Annotated in this window: 18 protein-coding genes and 1 tRNA gene; 12 read left to right on the top strand and 7 right to left on the bottom strand. The window is 67.0% G+C overall.

All coding sequences use genetic code 11. The features are described from left to right. Positions 1–2 precede the first annotated feature (2 nt). Genes X566_RS13360 through X566_RS13370 form a run of 3 tightly spaced genes read left to right on the top strand, consistent with a single transcriptional unit; the run spans position 3 to position 2,111 of the window. Entirely contained in the window at positions 3–917 is a 915-nt protein-coding gene (locus X566_RS13360) for an ABC transporter permease (protein ID WP_034466983.1), read from the top strand. Next, entirely contained in the window at positions 914–1,732 is an 819-nt protein-coding gene (locus X566_RS13365; RefSeq protein ID WP_034466985.1) for an ABC transporter permease, read from the top strand. The genes X566_RS13360 and X566_RS13365 overlap by 4 nt, the downstream gene beginning before the upstream one ends. 49 nt (positions 1,733–1,781) lie before the next feature. Continuing rightward, the gene (locus X566_RS13370; protein ID WP_034466988.1) at positions 1,782–2,111 is read left to right on the top strand and encodes a hypothetical protein; all 330 of its coding nucleotides are present in this window, start codon (positions 1,782–1,784) and stop codon (positions 2,109–2,111) included. 17 nt (positions 2,112–2,128) lie between these two features. Here the strand turns inward: X566_RS13370 and X566_RS13375 are convergent, their stop codons facing one another. After that, positions 2,129–4,069 (bottom strand): AsmA family protein, encoded by a 1,941-nt coding sequence (locus X566_RS13375; protein ID WP_244434744.1) that lies wholly within the window; start codon positions 4,067–4,069, stop codon positions 2,129–2,131. A gap of 233 nt (positions 4,070–4,302) precedes the next feature. Between X566_RS13375 and X566_RS13380 the strand changes: the two genes are divergently transcribed. Together X566_RS13380 and X566_RS13385 are read left to right on the top strand one after the other, a co-directional pair. Beyond that, on the top strand, positions 4,303–5,010 hold the full coding sequence (locus tag X566_RS13380; protein ID WP_034466994.1) for a CoA transferase subunit A: 708 nt from the start codon (positions 4,303–4,305) through the stop codon (positions 5,008–5,010). Positions 5,011–5,036: 26 nt separating this feature from the next. After that, the gene (locus X566_RS13385) at positions 5,037–5,687 is read left to right on the top strand and encodes a CoA transferase subunit B (RefSeq protein WP_034466997.1); all 651 of its coding nucleotides are present in this window, start codon (positions 5,037–5,039) and stop codon (positions 5,685–5,687) included. A gap of 57 nt (positions 5,688–5,744) precedes the next feature. Here X566_RS13385 and X566_RS13390 read toward each other — a convergent pair whose 3' ends face one another. The 3 genes from X566_RS13390 to X566_RS13400 all read right to left on the bottom strand — a co-directional run bounded on the left by X566_RS13390 (position 5,745) and on the right by X566_RS13400 (position 12,108). Next, positions 5,745–7,406 carry an iron ABC transporter permease gene (locus X566_RS13390; RefSeq protein ID WP_244434745.1) on the bottom strand — a complete coding sequence of 554 codons (1,662 nt, stop codon included), beginning with the start codon at positions 7,404–7,406 and terminating at the stop codon, positions 5,745–5,747. An 87-nt stretch (positions 7,407–7,493) separates the two neighbouring features. Beyond that, positions 7,494–8,522, bottom strand: a complete 1,029-nt coding sequence (locus X566_RS13395) for a Fe(3+) ABC transporter substrate-binding protein (protein WP_034467000.1) — start codon at positions 8,520–8,522, stop codon at positions 7,494–7,496. A 160-nt stretch (positions 8,523–8,682) separates the two neighbouring features. Then, entirely contained in the window at positions 8,683–12,108 is a 3,426-nt protein-coding gene (locus tag X566_RS13400; protein WP_034467003.1) for a PAS domain-containing protein, read from the bottom strand. A gap of 301 nt (positions 12,109–12,409) precedes the next feature. Between X566_RS13400 and X566_RS13405 the strand changes: the two genes are divergently transcribed. From X566_RS13405 to X566_RS23950, 4 genes are all read left to right on the top strand, one after another. Beyond that, positions 12,410–12,808, top strand: a complete 399-nt coding sequence (locus X566_RS13405; RefSeq protein ID WP_244434746.1) for a phasin family protein — start codon at positions 12,410–12,412, stop codon at positions 12,806–12,808. 253 nt (positions 12,809–13,061) lie between these two features. Then, entirely contained in the window at positions 13,062–13,487 is a 426-nt protein-coding gene (locus tag X566_RS13410; protein ID WP_034467005.1) for a phasin, read from the top strand. A 272-nt stretch (positions 13,488–13,759) separates the two neighbouring features. After that, positions 13,760–13,836: transfer RNA gene (locus X566_RS13415), tRNA-His, on the top strand. A 218-nt stretch (positions 13,837–14,054) separates the two neighbouring features. Further along, complete coding sequence (locus X566_RS23950) at positions 14,055–14,387, top strand: DUF3551 domain-containing protein (protein ID WP_051444073.1); 333 nt, start codon at positions 14,055–14,057, stop codon at positions 14,385–14,387. Between the two features lie 277 nt (positions 14,388–14,664). Here the strand turns inward: X566_RS23950 and X566_RS13425 are convergent, their stop codons facing one another. Beyond that, positions 14,665–14,940, bottom strand: a complete 276-nt coding sequence (locus tag X566_RS13425; RefSeq protein WP_034467009.1) for a metal-sensitive transcriptional regulator — start codon at positions 14,938–14,940, stop codon at positions 14,665–14,667. Positions 14,941–14,995: 55 nt separating this feature from the next. On the opposite strand from X566_RS13425, the gene X566_RS13430 reads away from it, so the two are divergent. Then, positions 14,996–17,446, top strand: coding sequence for a heavy metal translocating P-type ATPase (locus X566_RS13430; RefSeq protein WP_051444074.1), 2,451 nt, complete (start codon positions 14,996–14,998; stop codon positions 17,444–17,446). Positions 17,447–17,694: 248 nt separating this feature from the next. On the opposite strand, the gene X566_RS13435 is transcribed toward X566_RS13430, so the two are convergent. Both X566_RS13435 and trxB read right to left on the bottom strand, forming a co-directional pair. Continuing rightward, the gene (locus X566_RS13435) at positions 17,695–18,594 is read right to left on the bottom strand and encodes a LysR family transcriptional regulator (protein WP_152539870.1); all 900 of its coding nucleotides are present in this window, start codon (positions 18,592–18,594) and stop codon (positions 17,695–17,697) included. Positions 18,595–18,626: 32 nt separating this feature from the next. Then, on the bottom strand, positions 18,627–19,592 hold the full coding sequence (trxB, locus tag X566_RS13440; RefSeq protein WP_034467015.1) for a thioredoxin-disulfide reductase: 966 nt from the start codon (positions 19,590–19,592) through the stop codon (positions 18,627–18,629). A 288-nt stretch (positions 19,593–19,880) separates the two neighbouring features. On the opposite strand from trxB, the gene X566_RS13445 reads away from it, so the two are divergent. Together X566_RS13445 and X566_RS13450 are read left to right on the top strand one after the other, a co-directional pair. Beyond that, the gene (locus X566_RS13445; RefSeq protein ID WP_034467018.1) at positions 19,881–20,357 is read left to right on the top strand and encodes an Lrp/AsnC family transcriptional regulator; all 477 of its coding nucleotides are present in this window, start codon (positions 19,881–19,883) and stop codon (positions 20,355–20,357) included. Between the two features lie 82 nt (positions 20,358–20,439). After that, positions 20,440–21,198: a sulfite exporter TauE/SafE family protein gene (locus tag X566_RS13450; RefSeq protein ID WP_034467020.1), complete on the top strand. Its 759-nt coding sequence runs from the start codon at positions 20,440–20,442 to the stop codon at positions 21,196–21,198. Positions 21,199–21,226: the final 28 nt, after the last annotated feature.

Genomic DNA, 21,226 nt, shown 5'->3' on the forward strand with positions numbered 1-21,226 from the left:
CGATGAGCGCCGAACGCAATTTCTCGCGGCCGGCCCGGATCGCCGCGATCGCGCCCTATCTGTGGATGGCAGCATTCTTCCTGGTGCCGTTCGTCTTCATTCTCAAGATCAGCCTGTCGCAGACGGTGATCGCGCAGCCGCCCTATGCGCCGGCGTTCACGCTCGCGGAAGGATTGCAGGGGCTGAAGACCGCCTTCGCGCAGCTCTCGGCCGACAACTTCAAGCTGCTGCTGTCAGACAGCCTCTATGTGGCGTCATATCTCCGCTCGGTCATGGTGGCGGCGGTCTCGACGCTGATCCTGGTTCTGCTGGCCTATCCGATCGCCTACGGCATGGCTCGGCTGCCGCGCCGCTGGCAGCCGGTGGCGATGATGCTGGTGATCGTGCCGTTCTGGACCTCGTTCCTGATCCGCATCTATGCCTGGATCAACATCCTGCAACGCGACGGGCTTCTGAACGACGTCCTGATCGCCCTGAAGATCGTCGACGCGCCGGTGGTCTGGCTCGCCACCGATACGGCGATGTATATCGGCATCGTCTACTCCTACCTGCCGTTCATGGTGCTGCCCTTGTTCGCGGTGCTGTCGCGGATGGATGCGGCGCTGCTCGAGGCGGCGGCCGACCTCGGCTGCTCGCGATTGAAGGCGTTCTGGCTCGTGACCCTGCCGCTGTCGCTGCCCGGCATCGGCGCCGGCGCGCTGCTCTGTTTCATTCCGATCACCGGCGAGTTCGTGATCCCGGATCTGCTCGCCGGCTCCGAGCAGATGATGATCGGCCAGACGCTGTGGGGCGAGTTCTTCACCAACCGCGACTGGCCGGTGGCATCGGCCATCGCCGTCGTGCTGCTGGTGGTGCTGCTCGTGCCGCTCCTGGCTTGTGATCGGCTGCAGCGTCGCCAATTGGAGGGACGCCCATGAGTGCGCGCGCCTTGACGCGGCTGTCGCCGTTCAATGTGGTTTCGCTGGCGGGGGGCTTTGCCTTTCTCTACCTGCCGATCGTCATCCTGATCGTCTATTCGTTCAACGCCTCGCGCCTGGTCACGGTCTGGGGCGGCTGGTCGACGCGCTGGTACGCGGAGCTGTTCAACGATCCGGCGATGATGGAGGCGGCGTGGATGAGCCTGCGCGTCGGCGTGATGTCGGCGACGCTCGCCACCATCCTCGGCACGCTGGCGGCGCTGGCGCTGTCGCGCGGCGACGGTTTCCGTGGCCGCACGCTGTTCTCGGGCATGCTGCATGCGCCGCTGGTGATGCCGGAAGTCATCACCGGCCTGTCGCTGCTGCTGCTGTTCGTGGCGATTGAGGCCGAGCGCGGCTTCTGGACGGTCACGGCGGCGCACACCACGCTGACCATGTGCTTCGTCGCAGTGATCGTGCAGTCGCGCCTGAACGGGCTCGACCGCAGCCTGGAGGAGGCGGCGATGGACCTCGGCTGCTCGCCGGCGCGGGCGTTCTTCGCGGTGACGCTGCCGATGATCGCGCCCGCGATCGCGGCGGCCTGGATGCTGGCGTTCACGCTGTCGCTGGACGATCTGGTGATCGCGAGCTTCACCACCGGGCCCGGCGCATCGACCCTGCCGATCCGCATCTATTCGGAGGTGCGGCTCGGCGTGAAGCCGCAGATCAACGCCATCTGCACGCTGATGGTCGCCTTCGTCGCGGTGACGATCGTGATGGCCTCGCTGGTGTCGAAGCTGTCCAACGCGCGCGGCGAGAGCGCGGCCCCGCTCTGAGGCTGCGCGCTGCCCATGGGTCTGTCCGCTGAACAAAGGAAACGCTGGCATGGTCGAAGCCTGCCCGATCCCGACGCCGGAGGAAGCAAAGTACGCCGCGATCCTGTCGCGCATCGAGGCGACGCTGCATGCCGAGATCGCACGCGCAATCGATTCCGCGTTTGCTGCCGCGGTGTCTGAGCTCGCGGCCGCCGTGCCGGCCGATAAAATGCCCGCGCCTCCCAGAGGCTATTTTGTCTCGGTCGCGCACCAGGCGCTGTTCTGCGAATTGTGCGGGGCGGATCGTGCGACCCTGCAGGGGGGCGACGCGTCCGTCGCGGTCGCCATCGTCAAGAACTATCAAGGCTTGACGGATTCCTGGGCGCAGAACGCGGGATGAGCGCGCGCAAGGCCCGCTCAGTTCGGCTGTGTCGTCGCGGGCGGCGTGCCAGCGGCCGACGGTGAGCCACGGCTGCCGGTCAGCCGTTCGATCGCCGATTTCACCGCCTCGCGCGCGCGGCTGTCGCGGACGGCGTCGAGCAACGGCGCCGACGCCGGCGAGCGGCGCAGCAGGCTGTCGGAATCGGGGAACACCAGCGGATCGTCCCACGGCCCCTGAATGACGAACGGCAGCTCGAACGCATTCGTCGTCCCCGGCGCGGGCACGAGGCCGGCGACGCCCTTGAAATCGAATTCGCGCGAGGGCAGCGAGGTGGTGCCGGCCAGCGTCAGGTGCACGGTCGGCCCTTCCAGCTTGACGTCCTCGATGGTGGCGATGCCGTCGTTGAGGCGGATCGCGACATTGAGCTTGTCGAACGGCGTCCGGCCCGACCGCAGGTCGCCGGCGCCGGAAAGCGGCCGCCGCTCCAGCCGCCGCAGCAGTTGCTCGACGTTGAAACCGGTCAGCGCGCCGTTGCTGCTGGTGAGTGTCGCGCGGCCGTCGACCGACTGCGCGAGGCCGAAGGGATTGGGACCGGACGCCTCCAGGAGCATGCCGAGCGTGCCGCGCCCGGACAGCCGCCGCATGCCGAACAGCTGGCCGAGGCAGGCTTCGAGATCGACATCGGCGAGCTGGAATTGCGCCTTGACGTCGGCAAGGGTGCCGGAGCGGACCACGCCGAACGAGCCCTTGGCGATGCCGCCGAACATCTGCGCCTCGCCGACGCTCAGCATCAGCGTGCCGTTGCGGACGTTGAGGCCGAGCGCGGTGCGGCCGATCTTGGTGTTGCCGATCGAGACCCGCTGCGCCGACAGCCGCAGGTCGAGATCGTTGCCGGTCAGGCTGCGCAGGTCGAACGGCTGCCGGCTCCAGTCGCGCGAGGAGCCTGCCATCAGCCGCAGCGTCGAGACGTAGGGAGTGACGTCGAGCGCTTCGGCGGCGAGCGTGCCCTGCACGGTCTGCCGGCCGTCGCCGCCATAGCTCATCACGCCCTCGGCGACATTGCCGTCGAGCTCGACATTGACGTCGGTCAGCGCCAGCGCCTGGCCGGCCAGGTTCGCGCGGGCCTTCAGTGCGAAGCGGCCGAAGCCGCCGCCTCGCGGCAGGTCGTGTCCGGTCCAGCGCAGCGCCTCGCGCAGCGACGGCGAGTCGGCGCTCAGGCTGCCGTCGAGCGCAAGGTGCGAGCGGTTGGTGACGACGCCGTCGAACACCAGGCGAAACGGCGCGCTGGCAAAGCGGGCGCGCAGGCCGGAGCGCTCGCCGGCGAGCGCGGCGGCGAAGTCGGCGATGTTGACACTGGAGTCGATCCGCTCGCCGCGCCAGGTGAATGCGCCGGTGGCCGCGAACGATCGCGAGATCGACGGCCAGGCGAGCGAGAGGTCGATGCCGGTCGCGGTCTCGGCGATGTTGTGGGCCTCGTCCTGATAGATGAGGACGCCGTTCTCGATGCGGATTTCGGAGAACGACACTGCGTCCTTGGTGCCGCTCTTGAGCTGCCGTTCCAGCCGCTGCACCAGCGGCTCCCAGTTCGACAGGCCGTCGGCGGCGCGTTTGACGATGATGCGCGCATCCGTGAGCACGAGGTCGGCGATTTCGAACCGCTGCAGCAGCAGCGGCACCAGCCGCAGATTGGCCGTCAGTGCGTCGGCGTTCAGCGCGCGGCTGCCCGAGGTGTCGAGGCTCACGTCGTGGAACGTCACCGACGGCGTCGGGAACAGCGACATCGTGGTGTCGGCGCGCACCGCGAGCTCGAGCCCGGTGGCCGCGCGCACTTGCGCCTCAACGGCCGCGCGCATCGCGCCACGATCGAGCAGGAAGGTGACCGCCAGCGCCGCGACCAGGATCGCGCCGCATAGTGCGGCGATCGTCAGTCCCAGGCGCTTGAGTCCCAAGCGGTGCAGACCAGGGGATGTCGTCAAACGGAGCGTCCCAGGAACGTGATAGGTGCGTGATAAGTGCATGCCGCGCACCCGGCGCAGGCCGCATCAGTTGGGCCGCAACTTGGTCGGTTTTCTTGACGCTTTCAAGGCCATAGGAGGGGCTGTGCACTGATTGACGCCCATTTGCAAAACCGCCTAATAGTGGACCGAGCGGCGCTGGCGCGGCCGCTTGCCAGCTCACCCATTCTCACGGCCATTCGGGTTTCATCGACATGAACAAGGTTTTTCCTGACGCGAAATCGGCACTCGCAGGCGTGCTGAAGGACGGCATGATGATCATGTCGGGCGGTTTCGGCCTGTGCGGCATCGCCGAGACGCTGTCGGACGCGATCCGCGAATCCGGCGTGAAGGATCTGACGGTCGTTTCCAACAATGCGGGCGTGGACGGCATCGGCCTCAGCCGCCTCTTGGAGACGCGGCAGATCAAGAAGATGATCGCCTCCTATGTTGGCGAGAACAAGCTGTTCGCGCAGCAATACCTCTCCGGCGAGCTCGAGCTCGAATTCAATCCGCAAGGCACGCTGGCCGAGCGGATTCGCGCCGGCGGCGCGGGAATCCCGGCCTTCTTCACCAAGACCGGCGTCGGTACGCTGATCGCCGAAGGCAAGGAGGTTCGCGAGTTCGACGGTGAAAAGTACGTGATGGAGCGCGGCCTGTTCGCCGATCTCGCCATCGTCCATGCCTGGAAGGGCGATACCGCCGGCAACCTCGTCTTCCGCAAGACCGCGCGGAACTTCAATCCGATGATGGCGACCGCGGCGAAGATCACCGTGGCCGAGGTCGAGCATCTGGTGCCGGCCGGCGAGATCGATCCCGATCACATCCACACGCCCGGCGTATTCGTGCAGCGGATGATCGAGGTCGGTACCGCCAAGAAGCGGATCGAGTTCCGCAACACGCGCCCGCGGCCGGCCGCGTAACGCATTTCGAGATTTTGGAGGCAATCATGGCCTGGACCCGCGAACAGATGGCAGCCCGTGCAGCGAAGGAGCTGCGCGACGGCTTTTACGTCAATCTCGGCATCGGCATTCCGACGCTGGTGTCGAACTACATCCCCGATGGCGTCAACGTTCAGCTGCAAAGCGAGAACGGCATGCTCGGCATGGGGCCGTTCCCGTATGAAGGCGAGGAAGACGCCGACCTGATCAACGCCGGCAAGCAGACGGTCAGCGAGCTGCCGTCCACCAGCTACTTCTCCTCGGCGGATTCGTTCGCGATGATCCGCGGCGGCCACATCGACCTGTCGATCCTCGGCGGCATGCAGGTGGCCGAGAACGGCGACCTCGCCAACTGGATGGTGCCCGGCAAGATGGTGAAGGGCATGGGCGGCGCGATGGATCTCGTCGCCGGCGTCAAGCGCGTGCTGGTGGTGATGGAGCACGTCGCCAAGGACGGTCCGAAGCTGCTGCATCGCTGCACGCTGCCGCTCACCGGCGCCAACGTCGTCGACATGGTGGTCACCGATCTCGGCGTCTTCACCATCGACAAGCACGGCAACGACGGCATGACGCTGATCGAGCTTGCCGACGGCGTCACGCTCGACCAGATCAAGGCCAGCACCGAGGCGAATTTCCGCGTCGCGCTCGCGAACGCGTGAGTTCACCTTTCCCGGGGCGGGGAGAGAGCGGCTGACACGGCACGTGACGCGAACGCATCATGCCGGCCCGTTCGGGACGTCGGCGAAGCGGGTCAGCCACACCACCGGAATGATGCTGGCCGCGACGATCAACAGCGCGGCCAGCGAGCCTTGCTCGAAGCTGCCGCGGCTGGCGTACTGATAGATCGAGGTCGCCAGCGTCTCGACGTTCAGCGGCCGCAGCAGCAGCGTCGCCGGCAGCTCCTTCAGGCAATCGACGAACACCAGGATTGCCGCGCCCCACAGCGCCGGGCGCAGCAGCGGCAGGTAGATCCTCTCGACGCAGACCCATTGCGACGCGCCGCTGATGCGGGCGCTGTCGTCGTAGTCGCGCGGGATGCGCTCGAAGCCGGCCTGCGTCAGCCCGCTCGCCACCGCCATGAAGCGGATCACGTAGGCGATCACGACCGCGGCGCTCGAGCCGGCGACGATCAGCCCGGGCGTGGATGCGCCGAGGCCGCGCGCCGCCGCATTGACGACGCTGTCGAAGGCGACGAGCGGCGTCAGCAGCCCGAGCGCGAGGATCAGTCCCGGCACCGCGTAGCCGGCCTGCGAGGCGCCGAGGCTCGCGGTGGTGGCTTTGCTGCTCTGCCAGCGATGGGCGAGCGTGATGACGAGCCCGAGCGCCAGCACGATCGCCGTCGCCGTCAGCGCCAGCACCACCGAGTTGCCCAGTGCATGCAACAGTTCTGCATCGATGGCGCCGAACAGGCTGCGATGCACGCTCTCGTACAGCAGGAACACGAACGGGATGACGAAACCGAACAGCGGCGGCAGCAGGCACATTAGGCCTGCGATCCAGCCCTTCGCCCCCGCGAGCGGCACGCGCTCGGCGAGGCGCGGGCTTTCGGCGGAGGCGGCGAATGCGCGCGCCTTGCGGCCGTGGCGTTCGAGCAGCACCAGCGCAGCGACCACGAACAGCATCAGGCAGGACATCTGCGCAGCGCCGGCGAGGCTGCCGCGGTTGAGCCAGGTGGTGAAGATCGACACCGTCATGGTGCGGACGCCGAGATACTCGCTGGCGCCGATGTCGTTCAGCGTTTCCAACAGCACGAGCGACAGGCCGACCGCGAGCGCCGGCCGCGCCATCGGCAGCGAGACGCGCATGAACTGCTGCCAGCGGTTGGCGCCGAGCAGCCGCGCGGCCTCGATGAACTCCGCACTCTGCGTCTGGAACATCGCCCGCGCGGACAGATAGACGTAAGGGTAGAGCACGAGGCCGATGATGACGATGGCGCCGGCCAGCGTGCGCATGCCGGGCAGCAGCGCCAGCGCCTCGCGGCGCGGCAGCCACAGCGACAGCACGTTGTGCACGACCCCGAGCGGCTCGAAGATCTCGACGTAAACGTAGGCGCCGATATAGGTCGGGATCGCCAGCGGCAGCGGCATCAGCCAGATCAGCCAGCCGCGACCGGGAAAATCGTAGGCCGTCATGATCCACGCCGCGCCGACGCCGAGCGCGGTCGCGACGGAGCCGACACCGAGCAGCAGCAGCGCGGTATCGCGGGTCGCCTGCGGCAGCACGTAGGCGATCAGGTGCGGCCAGAGGTCCGGCACCGGCTGCATCGCCAAGAGCGCGATGCTGATCACCGGCAGCACGACCGCCACGCCGGTCAGCACGGCCAGCGTGGACGTGACGGTGCCGGTGATGCGCAGGGAAATCGGTCGGCTGGTGCTCACGCGGCGGTCCGGCGAAACGCGCGGCCCAAAGGAGCGGACCGCGCGTTGATCGTTGAGAGGTGAGAGAGGGTTGCGGCTGTGCCGCTATCAGTTGTCGAAGCCGACCTTGTCAACCAGCGTCGACGCGGTCTTGCGGTTCTCGGCGATCTTGGCGATCGGCAGCGCGTCCGGATTCAGCTTGCCGTAGCCGGCGATGGTGGGGTTGACGGCGACACCGGCGCGCACCGGATACTCGTAGTTCACGTCGGCATACATGTGCTGCGCCTTGTCCTCGACCAGCCACTCGATCAGCTTGATGGCGTTGGCCTTGTTCGGCGCGTTCTTGGCGAGCAGGACGCCGGACAGGTTCACATGCGTTCCGCCGTCGGCGAAGGTCGGCAGAATCACCTTGGTCGCATCCGCCCACGGCTTCTTGTCGGCGTCGACGTTCTTCATCAGCGCCCAGTAGTAGGTGTTGCCGATGGCGATGTCGCACTTGCCGGCCGCGACATCGCGCGCCTGCTCGCGATCGCCGCCGGAGGGCTTCTGCGCCAGGTTCGCCTTCAGGCCCTTCAGCCACTCCTCGGCCTTGGCCTCGCCGTGCTTGGCAACGTAGGCGGCGAACAGCGCGTTGTTGTAGATGTGCTGGCCGGAGCGGATGCAGATCTTGCCCTTCCACTTCGGGTCGGCCAGCTCCTCATAGGTGATCGCGTCCTGCTTCACCCGCTCGTTGGAGGCATAGACGACGCGCGCGCGCATCGAGATGCCGTACCAGTAGCCGTTCGGATCGCGGAACCGCACCGGCACCGTCTCGTCGAGCTTGGCCGACTTGATCGGCTGGGCGATCTCCGCCTTCACCGCATCGTCCATGCGGCCGATGTCGACGGTGAGCAGCACGTCGGCGGGGCTGTTGGCGCCTTCGGTCTTGATGCGCTGCTCGAGGCCGGAGCTCGCCGAAATGACGTTGACCTTGATGCCGGTGTCCTTGGTGAAGGCGTCGAACAGCGGCTGCACCAGTTTGCTTTCGCGATAGGTGTAGACGTTGACTTCGCCGGCCTGCGCGAATGCGGCTGCAGCGGAGAGCGTCGTGGCGCCGGCGGCGACGGCGGCGATGGAGAGGTCGCGAAAACGGGACATGCAGGGCTCCAGATTGTAGGGCGTGACGCGCGCCTCACGCGGGGGAGGCGGCACGCGCGTTCTCTAACGCAGAAACGAACGCGCTCCCCGCGACCGAAGGCCGCTAAAGGCGGCCTTTAGACGGATTCCAGTTTAGGATGATTCTAGATTGCGGCATGGCTCAGCCGGCAAGCGCTCGCGCGCCGGGGAAGAGGACTTCGATCAGCGTGCCGTTCTGCAGCGTGCTGCGGATCTGGAAGCGGGCGCGGTTGGCCTCCGCCAGCGCTCGCGCGAGCGACAGGTCGATGCTGGAGCGCTCGGCGGCGAGATGGTCGGTCGGCGGCGCGATGCGCTGGCTGTCCATTGCCGAGGCGACTTCGGCCTCGCTTAAACCGCGGCCGGTGTCGCGCACGCGCAGGATCGCGCCGCCGTTGTCCGCGGCCGCCGTCGAGACGATCACCTGACCGCCGGCGCGCGAGAAGCGGATCGAGGAGGTGATCAGGTTCATGGTGATCTGCCGCAGCGCCTGTCCGTCCGCCAGCACCTGCGGCAGCGCGTGCGCGAGCGAGGTGCGGATGATCACCCGCTCGCGGTTGGCCTGCGGCTGCAAGGCGCCGACGCATTGCTCGACCAGCGCGTTGAGGTTCTGGCTCGCGAGCTTGAGCTCGACATTGCCCGCTTCGATGCTGGTGATGTTGACGAGGTCGTCGACGATGGCGATCGCGCGTTCGCCGGATGCGCGGATGTCCTTCAGATAGTCGGCGTAGCGTTGGTTGCCGAGCGCGCCGAAGCGCTCCTCCAGCATCATGTTGGCGAAGCCGATGATGGTGTTGAGCGGGCCGCGCACCTCATGGCTGATGCGCGCCAGCGCGTCGCCGGTGGCCTCATGGGCGCGCTCCGCCTTGCGTCGCTCGGAGAGCAGCTCGGATTCGGTCCGGCGCGCGGGCGACAGGTCGCGGAACACGGCGAAGAAACGCTCGCCGTCATCGCCGATCTTGCCCATCGTCATCGACAGCGGCACGAGGCCGCCGATGCGGGTGCGGCCCACCACCTCGCGTCCGTGGTCGGGCGGCGCCGTCGCCGCCGGCTGGTCGATGCTCTCGAAATAGTCGAGCACGATGCGCTGGCTCTCGGGCGCGAACAGGTCGGCGACGTTCTGGGTGAGGAAGTCGGCGGCCGGAATGTTGAACAGCACCTGTGCGGCGCGGTTCGCCAGGGTGACCGCGCCGGAGCGGTCGAACAGCAGGATGCCGTCGGTGGCGTTGTCGAGCACCGCGTCGAGCTCGCTGGCCGGACGCGGCGATGGTGGAGGCTCCGGGGCCGGTCCGGCGGACGCGGCATGGCTCGGGTCAGCAGCGGAGGGCGCTGTCTCGGGCACGATCAGCGCATGCGCGCTCTCGTTGTCCCAGAGAATGGTGAACAGCCGCGCCTGCAGCGTGGCGCGTGCGCCGGTGGTGATCGTCAGCGGCAGGCCGGCCTCGGCGACGCTGCTGGCGTCAGTGGATACGGGCTCGGCATCGAGGGCGTCGAGGCCGCCGGCGTCCTGCAGGGCGGCGAGGCTGGCAAAGCCGGTCCGGTCGAGGAACGCCTGGTTGGCGTATAGCAGCCTGTCGAGCCGGTAGATCAAAATGCCGCTCGGCAGCAGGTCGAGCAGCGGCTTGTCCCGGCCGCTGTCGCCATGCGGCGCAGGCGCCGCGTCGGCGAACCAGGCCGGCGATTGCGGGTGCGCGACAGCGGGCAATTCGAGTGGCTGTCTCTCAGACGGGTCGCGTGCGTCAGAACGCTCGTGGTCGCCATGGCGCTCATCGGGCGGCGATGCCGGCTCCGCCTGCCGCGGCTTGATGTCGAAGCTCTGGGTCAGGCGGCGGGCGATTTCGTCGAACGCGCGGTTCTCCACCGCGCTCAGCACCGGCGTTCGCGGTTCGGCGGTGGCGGGGCGGAATTGCACCACGTTCGGCGCCGGCTCGGCCTCGGGCGGCGGCTCGGGCATCGGTGGCGGCGAGGCGGTCTGCTCTGCGGGGGCAGGCGGTGCGACCGATGTGGGCGTCGCCTGCTCGGACGCGGCTGGGGATTGCGGTGGCGTTTCATGCTCGGCCGGCGCGGCCGCGGCCTGCTGCGGCAGCGGACTGCGGCAGAGGCCGAAGCCGCGATAGCCTGCGAAGGCTCGCGTCGTGTCATAGGCGGGCACGCCGGACAATTCGACCGTGGTGACGGAGCCATCGGCCAGCGGCCATGGCACGGCGAGGCCGTTCCAGGTCTCGCGACGGTCCATCGCCTGCGCGACGCTGTTGTGCGGATCGAGGCCGAGCGCGTCGGCGATCTCGCTCCAGGCGCGGCCGAGGACGGCGGCCGTGCGGGGGCCGGCGGCACGCAGGAACGGCTCCGATGTCAGCGTGAAATGGCCGTCCGGGTCGGTTTGCCAGACGAAACGCAGCGGTGCGTGGCTCATCGGCTGCGGCGCAACGGAGGAAACCGGACCAGGCGCCGTTCGCGTCGCGGGCTCCGCGTCACGGTACGGCGTGTCTTGAGGCGGCGTGTCGTGACGCCGGGTGTCGGAGAGCGGAGGAGTGTGCCGCGACATGTCTTGGCGCGACGTGTCTTGGCGCGAGGCGTCTTGATGCGGGTCGTCTTGATATGAGGCGCCTTGATATGAAGCGCCTTGGCGTTCTTGCCCTAAAGCTTCCTCATCCGGGGCACCTTGGCTCCGGATATCCTGGCTCGAGGGATTGGGGCGCGCGTTGTCCTGGCCAACGGGAGCGGTCCTGTCCGGCTCGGCGCGCCGTCCATCCCCTTCACCGCCTGGGCCTGCTTCGGTCATCAAGGTCTCCGGGTCGAGGCCGGCATCGCCAGCCTCAGCGCACGCGGCGACGGGCGCGGTATCGGACACCAGCTCGTCGATCACTGGTTCATTCAGGATTCGGTCGTTCGCGGCAACCATGTCGGCGGGAACCGGTGCCTCCGCGGCCTGCGGTTGCGCGGTCACCACCGCCAGCGTGGCGCTCTCCTGGCCCACGCCGAGCCGGTGGAGTTCAATCTGCCAGCCGCCGCCGGCGATCGCCGGGGTCTCCGCCAGGAGCGACGTTGCGAGCCCGAGGTCGGCGACCGTACGCGCCGCGCCGCGTGCAGCATTGGCGGCCGGGTTCTTGGAGTGCAGCACGCCGTCCGGCGTGACGACGAAGGCAGGTTTTTCGATGGCATCGGTGATGAAACGCAGCCGCGCGTCGCGCGGCAGAGGCCGCGCCGGCCTATCCATGGCGATCACCAGCACGGCGGCCTCGCCGGTCGCCTGCGCAATGCGGCTGCACGCACAGGTCGTCAGTTGACCGAGCCAGGCGCCGAAGCCGCGCAGCCGGTCGAGCCGCGTTGCTCCTGTCAGCGGCAGACGGCCGGCGAGCTGGGCGATCTGGCGGCGATGCGGGTCGGCGGGGCTGCGCGGTTTCGCCAGCGCGCTGGCCTCGGCGATGCCGAGGGCGGCCGCCGCCGCAGCGTTGCACCACAGGATACGGCTGCCATCGGTGGACCACAGCCAGGCGGGACGGACACCGATCGCAAGCTGCGCCAGTCGGCGGTCTGCGACCATGGCGCGCAGGAACTCTGGGTCACCCATTGGCATTGATCTCGGCAAGCGTCGCCGTCTTCATAAGCGAGCGCATGATAGCTGCAAGGAGGGCCAGATTACGAAGTCCTGCTGGTCCGCCCGTTAACCGCAGGGCGCTTCGAGGCAGTAACCCGTCAATAGCGTTAATCGAAAACCAATGGCGCGTGGAAGGTCGCCGCGAGGTGCGTCACGAAAACAATTGCAAATCCGCCGCCCGGCGTCACGATGGGATCAAGAGCCGAGGCTAGGGTCGAGGGCACAGGACATCACAGCGGCCGGACAAGGCCGGACTAGAACGCGGAGGTGGACCATGAGCGAGCAGCGCGACCGTTTCGAGATGCCGCAGAACTTCGAGATCCCGGCGAACATGAAGGCGATGGCGGAGGCCGGTTTCGATCAGGCCCGCAAGGCGTTCGAGAACTTCATGAACGCCGCGCACAAGACAGCGACGACGATCGAAGGGCAGGGTGCTGCGGCCCAGGCGAACGCCAAGGAGCTGAGCAACAAGGCGATCGGCTTCGCCGAGACCAACATCCGCTCCTCGCTCGACTATGCCGAGAAGCTTTTGAAGGCGAAGGACATGAGCGAGGTGCTGAAGCTGCACAGCGAGCATGTGCAGAGCCAGATGCGGACCCTGGCCGAACAGGCGAGCGAGATGGGGCAGGCCGTTGCCCGTGCGGCGATGGATGCGACCAAGCCGAAATCCTGACCGACGTTCTCGACCGACGATTCTAAACAGCCGGACCTGCGGGCCTGACACTCCGACCGGATGATCGGCCTCGCCGGCCCCTGCATTGAAGATCCCGGTTCTGCATTGCAATATTTATGTTGCAATGCACAAGCTGGCGTGCATAATAACCATGCATCACCCATCGAAGGCGTTAGCTGCTCGGAGGCATGTCCGGGCGGTCGAATACTGACATCCAGTCGAACCAGTCTTTCTGACCTCAACAGGTGAACCTATGTCGCAGGATCCGTTTTCCACCGTCGTTCCGTTTGAAGTGCCGGGCTCCATCCGCGAAATCGCCGAGAAGGGCGTGACGCAGGCCCGTGAGACCTACGAGAAGTTCAAGGACGTTGCCCAGTCCAGCAACGAGACCATCGAAGCCGTGTATGCCTCCGCCACCAAGGGCGCGGCCGACTATTCCGGCAAGCTGATCGACATCGCCCGCGCCAACGCCAATTCGGCGTTCGACGTCGCCGAGAAGCTGATCGCGGTGAAGACCCCGTCGGAAGCGCTGTCGATCTGGGCGAGCTATGCCCGCGCCCAGTACGAGAGCTTCTCGTCGCAGGCGCGCGAGCTGGCCGAACTCGGCCAGAAGGTCGCCACCGAGACCGTCGAGCCGCTGAAGACCACGGCGTCGAAGGTTTTCAACAAGGTTGCGTAAGTCGCGTCGTTCGGCGCGCGGCGGGTGGCCGCGCGGCTGACGATTGATTGCATGAGGGAAGGCCCGGAGCCGCATGGTCCGGGCTTTTTTCTGGCCGGTGGCCTGCTCTGTTCGGGTTTGTCCCGGCGCGGCGGCGGGAACTGCGGCTGCCGGAGCCGGCGGGGCGCAATTTGTCCCGTTTCCCCAACCGAAAGCGGCACTGGAGTCTTGCCAAAACAGGGCGTTGCCCATAGTTTCCGCGCACCTCGCAGCCCCGCTGCGGGCATGATCGTGCAGTTGTAGCTCAGTTGGTTAGAGCGCCTGTCTGTGGAACAGGAGGTCGGTGGTTCGAGCCCACCCAACTGTACCATTCAACTGTACCATCCAACCGCACCGTCCTTCGTATCTCCGCATTCTGTCGCGATGATCGTAAGCTGACCCGCTCCCGCGGTCGCGGTGTGCTGCGCGCATGGGCGTAATCCTGTGTGCTCATGGCGCGCGAGTGACGAGGAATTGACACGCGCGCGGTCAGCGGCGATGTCATCGCAGCCGCAGTCCTGCTAGTCTGCGGCAGCTTTTGGGAGACTCATGACCATGCGTAAGCTGATGATCGTTCTTTGCACGCTTGCCGCCTCGGTCGTGGTGTCCAGCACCGCCGACGCGCAGCAGGGGCTGCGATTCCGCGATGACCGCGGCTTCGATCGCGGCACCGCCTGGTGCCTGCGTCCGTATTATGCGCGCGGCGATTACGACTGCCGCTACTACACCTATGAGCAATGCCAGGCGACCGCCGCCGGCAACATCGGCTTCTGTGAGCCGAGCCCGTGGGCGGTGGAGCAGGCGCAGCGCGCGCAGGCGGCGTCGCCGCGGCCGTACAAGCGGTACAAGAAGCCGCGCCGGCAGCAGTATCAGCCGTACTAATCCATTCAGCCGCACCGATCGCTCCTGCCTCCGATCGGCATCGGAGGGGCAGAGGCGCGGCCGTTCCGCGCCCGCGCGGACATCTCCGTATCAGCTCTTCGTATCGTGTGAGCTGAACCTGCATCAGGCCAGCCGTCATCGCCCGGCCTGTCGCCGGGGCGATGCATGTCGTTCGTCACGCCTCGGCCGGCCTAAAGCGCGATGGATGACTATCCTCGCGCTTTAGCTCTTAAGCATGATCGTTTCGGAAAACCGCTTCACGCTTCCGGATCATGCTCTAGCGGTCGGCGCGGCTGACCACGTCCATCAATTCCGCGATCTTCTTGCGCTGTTCCTCGCGGTCGCCCGAGGCGATCGCGTGGTCGACGCAGTGGGCGACGTGATCGCGCAGGATCTCTTCTTCGACCCGCCGCAGCGCCGTGCGCGCGGCCGCGATCTGCGTGACGATGTCGATGCAGTAGCGGTCCTCCTCGACCATGCGCGTCAGTCCACGCACCTGGCCTTCGATCCGCTTCAGCCGTTTCAGACAGGATGACTTGATGTCGGTTCGCATCCCGTCTATATACCCCCATGGGGTATGTAAATCAAGCGAACTGGAAAGCCGTCCCATGAGCCATCCACCACCGCAGACGCCGGGCCACGGCGCACACGCCAACCATCAGCATGGCGAGAGTTGCTGCTCGGGTGGGGCCCATCAGCATGACCATGCCGATTCGGGACCCGCGCATGCGTGTCACGCGCACGGGGCGCCCGCTGCGGCAAAGGCGATCGACCCGGTCTGCGGCATGAGCGTCGATCCTGTCACCGCCAAGCACCGCTTCAGCTACAAGGGCGAGGAGCACCTGTTCTGCTCGGCCGGCTGCAAGACCAAGTTCGAGGCGGCGCCGGAGACGTACCTCGCGCGCACGCCGCCGCAGCAAAAGCCGCGCGTCGAGCGCGCGCCGGCCGATCCGGATGCGATCTACACCTGCCCGATGCATCCCGAGGTGCGCCAGGTCGGCCCCGGCAGCTGCCCGATCTGCGGCATGGCGCTGGAGCCGGAGACGGTCACCCTCGACGACAAGCCCGATCCCGAACTGATCGACATGACCCGCCGCTTCTGGGTGGCGCTGGTGCTGACGCTGCCGGTGTTCGTGCTGGAGATGGGTCAGCACCTGACCGGCACGCACTGGATCGAGCCGCAGCTGTCGAACTTGGTCCAGCTCGCGCTGGCGACGCCGGTGGTGATCTGGGCGGGCTGGCCGTTCTTCGTGCGCGGCTGGAATTCGCTGGTCTCGCGCAACCTCAACATGTTCACGCTGATCGCGCTCGGCGTCGGCGTCGCCTGGGTCTACAGCCTGGTGGCGATCGCAGCGCCGCATCTGTTTCCGCCGGCGTTCCGCGATGCGCATGGCAACGTCGCGGTCTACTTCGAAGCGGCGGCGGTCATCGTCACGTTGGTCCTGCTCGGCCAGGTGCTGGAGCTGCGGGCGCGGGCGCGCACCTCCGGCGCGATCAAGGCTCTGCTCGGCCTTGCGCCGACGCAGGCGCGGCGCATCACGCCGGCGGGCGACGAGGATATCGCGCTGGATGACGTCGCGGTCGGTGACCTGCTGCGCGTGCGGCCGGGCGAGAAGCTTCCCGTGGATGGCGTCGTCACCGAGGGCCGTTCGACGGTCGATGAGTCACTCGTCACCGGCGAATCGATGCCGCTCGCCAAGAGCGCGGGCGACAAGGTGATCGGCGGCACGCTGAATCTCTCCGGCGGCTTCGTCATGCGCGCCGAGAAGGTTGGCCGCGACACGCTGCTCGCGCGCATCGTCGATATGGTCGCCCGCGCGCAGCGCTCGCGCGCGCCGATCCAGAAGCTCGCCGATCAGGTCGCGGGCTGGTTCGTGCCGGCGGTGATCGCGGTGGCGCTCGCCGCATTCGCGGCGTGGGCTATGTTCGGGCCGGAGCCGCGTTTCAGCTACGGCCTGGTTGCGGCCGTCACTGTGCTGATCATCGCCTGCCCGTGTGCGCTCGGGCTCGCGACGCCGATGTCGATCATGGTCGGCGTCGGCCGCGGGGCCGGCATGGGCATCCTGATCCGCGACGCCGAGGCGCTGCAGCGGCTCGAGACCATCGATACGCTGGTGGTCGACAAGACCGGCACGCTCACCGAAGGCAGGCCGAAGGTGGTCGCCGTCGTGCCGGCACAGGGCTTCGCCGCCGACGAGGTGCTGCGGCTTGCAGCGAGCGTCGAGCGCGCGAGCGAGCATCCGCTGGCGCATGCGATCCTGGTCGCGGCGAAGGAGAAGGGCCTCGCGCTCGCCGACGTGCGCGACTTCGATTCCCCGGTCGGCAAGGGCGCGCTGGGTTCGGTCGAGGGCCGCGAGGTTCTGATCGGCAGCGCCGCGTTCCTGGCCGAGCGCGGCATCGATGCGAGCGCGCTACAGAGTGATGCGCAGCGTCAACGCGAGAGCGGCGCGACGGTGGTGGCGATGGCCGTTGATGGCCGCGTCGCCGGGCTGATCGCGATCGCCGATCCGATCAAGCCGACGACGCCCGCGGCGCTGAAGGCGCTCGCCGCCGACGGCATCCGCATCGTCATGCTGACCGGCGACAACGCGGTGACGGCGAAGGCGGTGGCCGCGCAACTCGGCATTGCCGAGGTCGAGGCCGATGCGCTGCCGGAGACCAAGGGCGAGGTGGTTGCGCGTCTGCGCGCCGCCGGCCGGCGCGTGGCGATGGCGGGCGACGGCATCAATGACGCACCGGCGCTGGCAGCCGCCGACGTCGGTATCGCCATGGGCGGCGGTACCGATGCGGCGATCGAGAGCGCTGGGGTGACATTGTTGCGCGGCGACCTGAACGGAATTGTGACAGCCCGACATCTGTCGCGGGCGACCATGCGCAACATCCGCCAGAATCTCGGCTTCGCGTTCGTCTACAACGCGGCCGGCGTTCCGGTGGCGGCCGGCGTGCTGTATCCGCTGTTCGGCATGCTGCTGTCGCCGATGGTCGGTGCGGCGGCGATGGCGCTGTCGTCGGTGTCGGTGGTTGCCAACGCGTTGCGGCTGGCGCGCGCCAAGCTTTGAGGTGTGAAACGCGTTTCAGCAGCTAAAAAAAAGCCGGGCTTTGTGCCCGGCTTTTGCAGTTGTGGCCACGAGAGGCCGACACAATCACCTTCCAAGAGGGATGACTGAACTCTCGAAGTTGCAGGAGGAGGGGGACAATGCGCAACGCCAAGCGTTCAGCTTGCACCCACTATGGGATGTGCAAGTCATGCGCGGCAAGCACAGCTTCCGCATGTCAGACATGCGGCGTCTCTGAACGCTTCCAGGTATTACTCTTTGGGAGACCAGCGTTGCGCCTTGCTCACGATGAAGTCGCGGAACACCTGCACGCGCGCCACCGACTTCAACTCTTCCGGATAGACGAAGTAGGTATCGATCTGGATCGAATCCTTTTCTTCGAAAAGTTGAACGAGTCCGTGCCGCTCCTCGACCAGGTAGTCCGGCAGCGCGGCGACGCCGAGGCCCTGCTGGCAGGCGCGGGCGAGACCGAGTACGTGGTTGACCTTGAAGTAGGCTTCGCGCGGGCCCTTGCCGTTACGTCCGGCTTCGATCAGCCAGTAGCGGTTCTGCAGGTGGGCGGGCGCATGCAGGTCGTTCAGCACCACCAGGCGGTGGTTGTCGAGATCCTCCAGCGTGCGCGGCGTGCCCATCCGCTTGATGTATTCCGGCGAGCAGTAGGCGTGATAGCCGATCGAGAACAGCTTGCGCTGGATGAGGTCCGGCTGGGTCGGCTTGCGCACGCGGATCGCCACGTCCGCCTCGCGCATCGACAGGTCGAGCTCCTCGTCGGTCACCATCAGCTGGATGCGGATGTCCGGATAGAGCTGGGTGAACTCGCCGAGCCGCGGGATCAGCCAGTGGATGCCGACGCCGGGCGTGGTCGTCACCTTCAGTTCGCCGCTCGGCCGCTCGCGGCTGTCGGTGAGCTTGGCGCGGGCCGCCTGCAATTGCATGAACACGTCATGGGCGGTGCGGAACAGAAGGTCGCCCTGCTCGGTGAGGATCAGGCCGCGGGCGTGGCGGTGAAACAGCGAGACCGACAGCTCCTGCTCCAGCGCCGAAACCTGGCGCGACACGGCCGACTGCGACAGTCCGAGCTGTTCGCCGGCGTGGGTGAAGCTGCCCGCTTCGGCGGCAGCGTGAAAAACCTTCAGTTTGTCCCAGTCCATGTCCCAAAACCCGTTGCGAAATCTGATCATCGTTACTCAGCCGCGGCACGCTCGGTGGCGTGCAGCGCGAGGAAACGTTCGGCTTCCAGGGCCGCCATGCAGCCGAGGCCCGCGGCGGTGACCGCCTGGCGGTACGTCTCGTCGGCGACGTCGCCGGCGGCGAACAGGCCCGGCACCGAGGTCGCGGTCGAGTGCGGCGCGATCTCGACATAGCCGGACGGCTTCATCTTGATCTGGCCGGCGACGAGTTCGGTCGAAGGCGCATGGCCGATGGCGATGAACACGCCGTCGGTTGGAAGCTCGCTGATCGCGCCGGTCTTCACGTTGCGGAGGCGGACGTGGGTGACCTTGCGCGGGTTGTCGGCGCCGCAGATCTCCTCGACCGCCGAATCCCAGACCACCTGCACCTTCGGGTTCTTGAACAGGCGGTCCTGCAGGATGCGCTCGGCGCGGAAGCTGTCGCGGCGGTGGACGACGGTGACCTTGGTGGCAAAGTTGGTGAGGAACAGCGCCTCCTCGACGGCGGTATTGCCGCCGCCGACCACCACCACCTCCTTGCCGCGGTAGAAGAAGCCGTCGCAGGTGGCGCAGGCGGAGACGCCGAAGCCTTTGAAGGTCTCCTCCGAGGGGATGCCGAGCCAGCGCGCCTGCGCGCCGGTGGCGAGGATGACGGCGTCGGCCAGGTAGACATCGCCGGAATCGCAGGTGAGGCGGAACGGACGGCTGCCGAGCTCGAGCTTGGTCACGAGATCGGTGACGATCTTGGTGCCGACATGGGCGGCCTGCTTCTCCATCTGCTCCATCAGCCAGGGGCCCTGGATCACGTCGGCGAAGCCGGGATAATTCTCGACATCGGTGGTGATGGTGAGCTGGCCACCAGGCTGCACGCCCTGAATCAGGACCGGATCGAGCATCGCCCGTGCTGCATAGATCGCGGCGGTATAACCGGCCGGTCCCGAACCGATAATGACGACTTTGGCGTGAATGGGCTGGGCCATTGCCTGAACATCCTCAAACTGGCTTCGATGCGACGTTGCGGGTTATGCAGCCTGTACAGGCTCAACCCCCCGCAGCGCATGGAGGGTACCTGAATTCATTCTAAGTCATCTGAGGAGCCATGCAAGTTTCGCAACTCACAATCTTGGGAGTTGCGCCCCCGGGACTAAAATACCTTAATTTCAGCAATAAAGTTGCTTCACCGCGCGCATTTTGGGGTATGAAGGGCGCGATTTCGTTGCATATTTTGCAATGCAGTACGGACGACGGGTTGGGACGGCCCGAAGGCAATGAGTAAGAACCTCGACGACATCGATCTGAAAATCCTGGCCGAAATCCAGGCCGACGGGCGAATCACCAATGTCGAACTCGCGCGGCGGGTGGGGATTTCGCCGCCGCCCTGTTTGCGGCGGGTGCGGGCGCTGGAGGAGGCCGGCTACATCGTCGGCTATCGCGGCCTGCTCGATCCGCGCAAGCTCGGTTTCGACGTGACGGTGTTCGCGTCGGTGCATCTGTCGAGCCAGGCGGAAGCCGATCTGCGCGCGTTCGAAGCGTTCGTGCGCGCCGAGCCGCTGGTGCGTGAGTGCTGGATGCTGTCGGGCGATGTCGATTTCATCCTCAAATGCGTCGCCCCCGACATGAACAAATTCCAGGAGTTCGTGTCACGGCTCACGGCTGCGCCGCACGTCCGCAACGTGCGCACCTCGCTGGTGCTGCACAACTCCAAGGACGCGGCCGCGGTGCCGATGGAATTGACCACACCCTGATTGAGATGCGGCCGCAGGCCGCGCGTCCTCGTTCCCTCACGTCGGCGCGCCATGGCGGGCCGATGATCTACCGGAGCCGCGCGTGACCGTTCTTCAGATCGTTTTGATCGCCCTTGCGGGCTTTGCCGCAGGCACGGTGAATGCCGTCGCCGGCGGCGGCTCGTTCTTCACCTTCGCGGCGCTGGTGTTCGGTGGCCTGCCGACGCTCGATGCCAATGCCACGAGCGCGGTGGCGCTGACGCCGGCCAACCTCGCCAGCGTGGTCGGCTATCGCGAGGAGGTGCGCAAGAACTTCCGCGAGATGATTCCGTTCCTCGTCATCGGCATCGCCGGCGGGGCGATCGGAGCGTGGCTCCTGATCACGATCGGCGACGAAGGCTTCCGTCCGACGGTGCCGTGGCTGCTGCTGCTGGCGACCGTGCTGTTCGCGCTGTCGGGCCACATCAACCGCGCGATCGCGCCGTTCGCGGCGAAGGGCGGGGCGGGCGTCAAGTTCGCGGCCTTCGCGTTGATGGCGGTGGTCGCCATCTATGGCGGCTTCTTCGGTGCCGGCATGGGCATCATGATGCTGGCGGCGCTGGCGATCATCGAGAGCGGCGACTTCCACAAGTCGAACGCGATCAAGAATGCGGTGGCGTTTCTGATCCAGACGGTGTCGGCAACGCTGCTGATCGCGGGCGGCCTGGTGCATTGGCCGCACGCGGTGATCACTATGCTGGCTTCGATCGCCGGCGGCTATCTCGGCGTCAGTGTCGCGCGGCGGGTGCCGCAGCCGGTGATCCGCGCGACCGTGGTGACGGTCGGCGCGGTGCTCACGCTGGTCTTCTTTGTGCGCGGTTGAGTCGTGTAGCGCATGCAACGGGGCTGGT

The organism is Afipia sp. P52-10 (genome assembly GCF_000516555.1).
Classification (GTDB): Bacteria; Pseudomonadota; Alphaproteobacteria; order Rhizobiales; family Xanthobacteraceae; genus P52-10.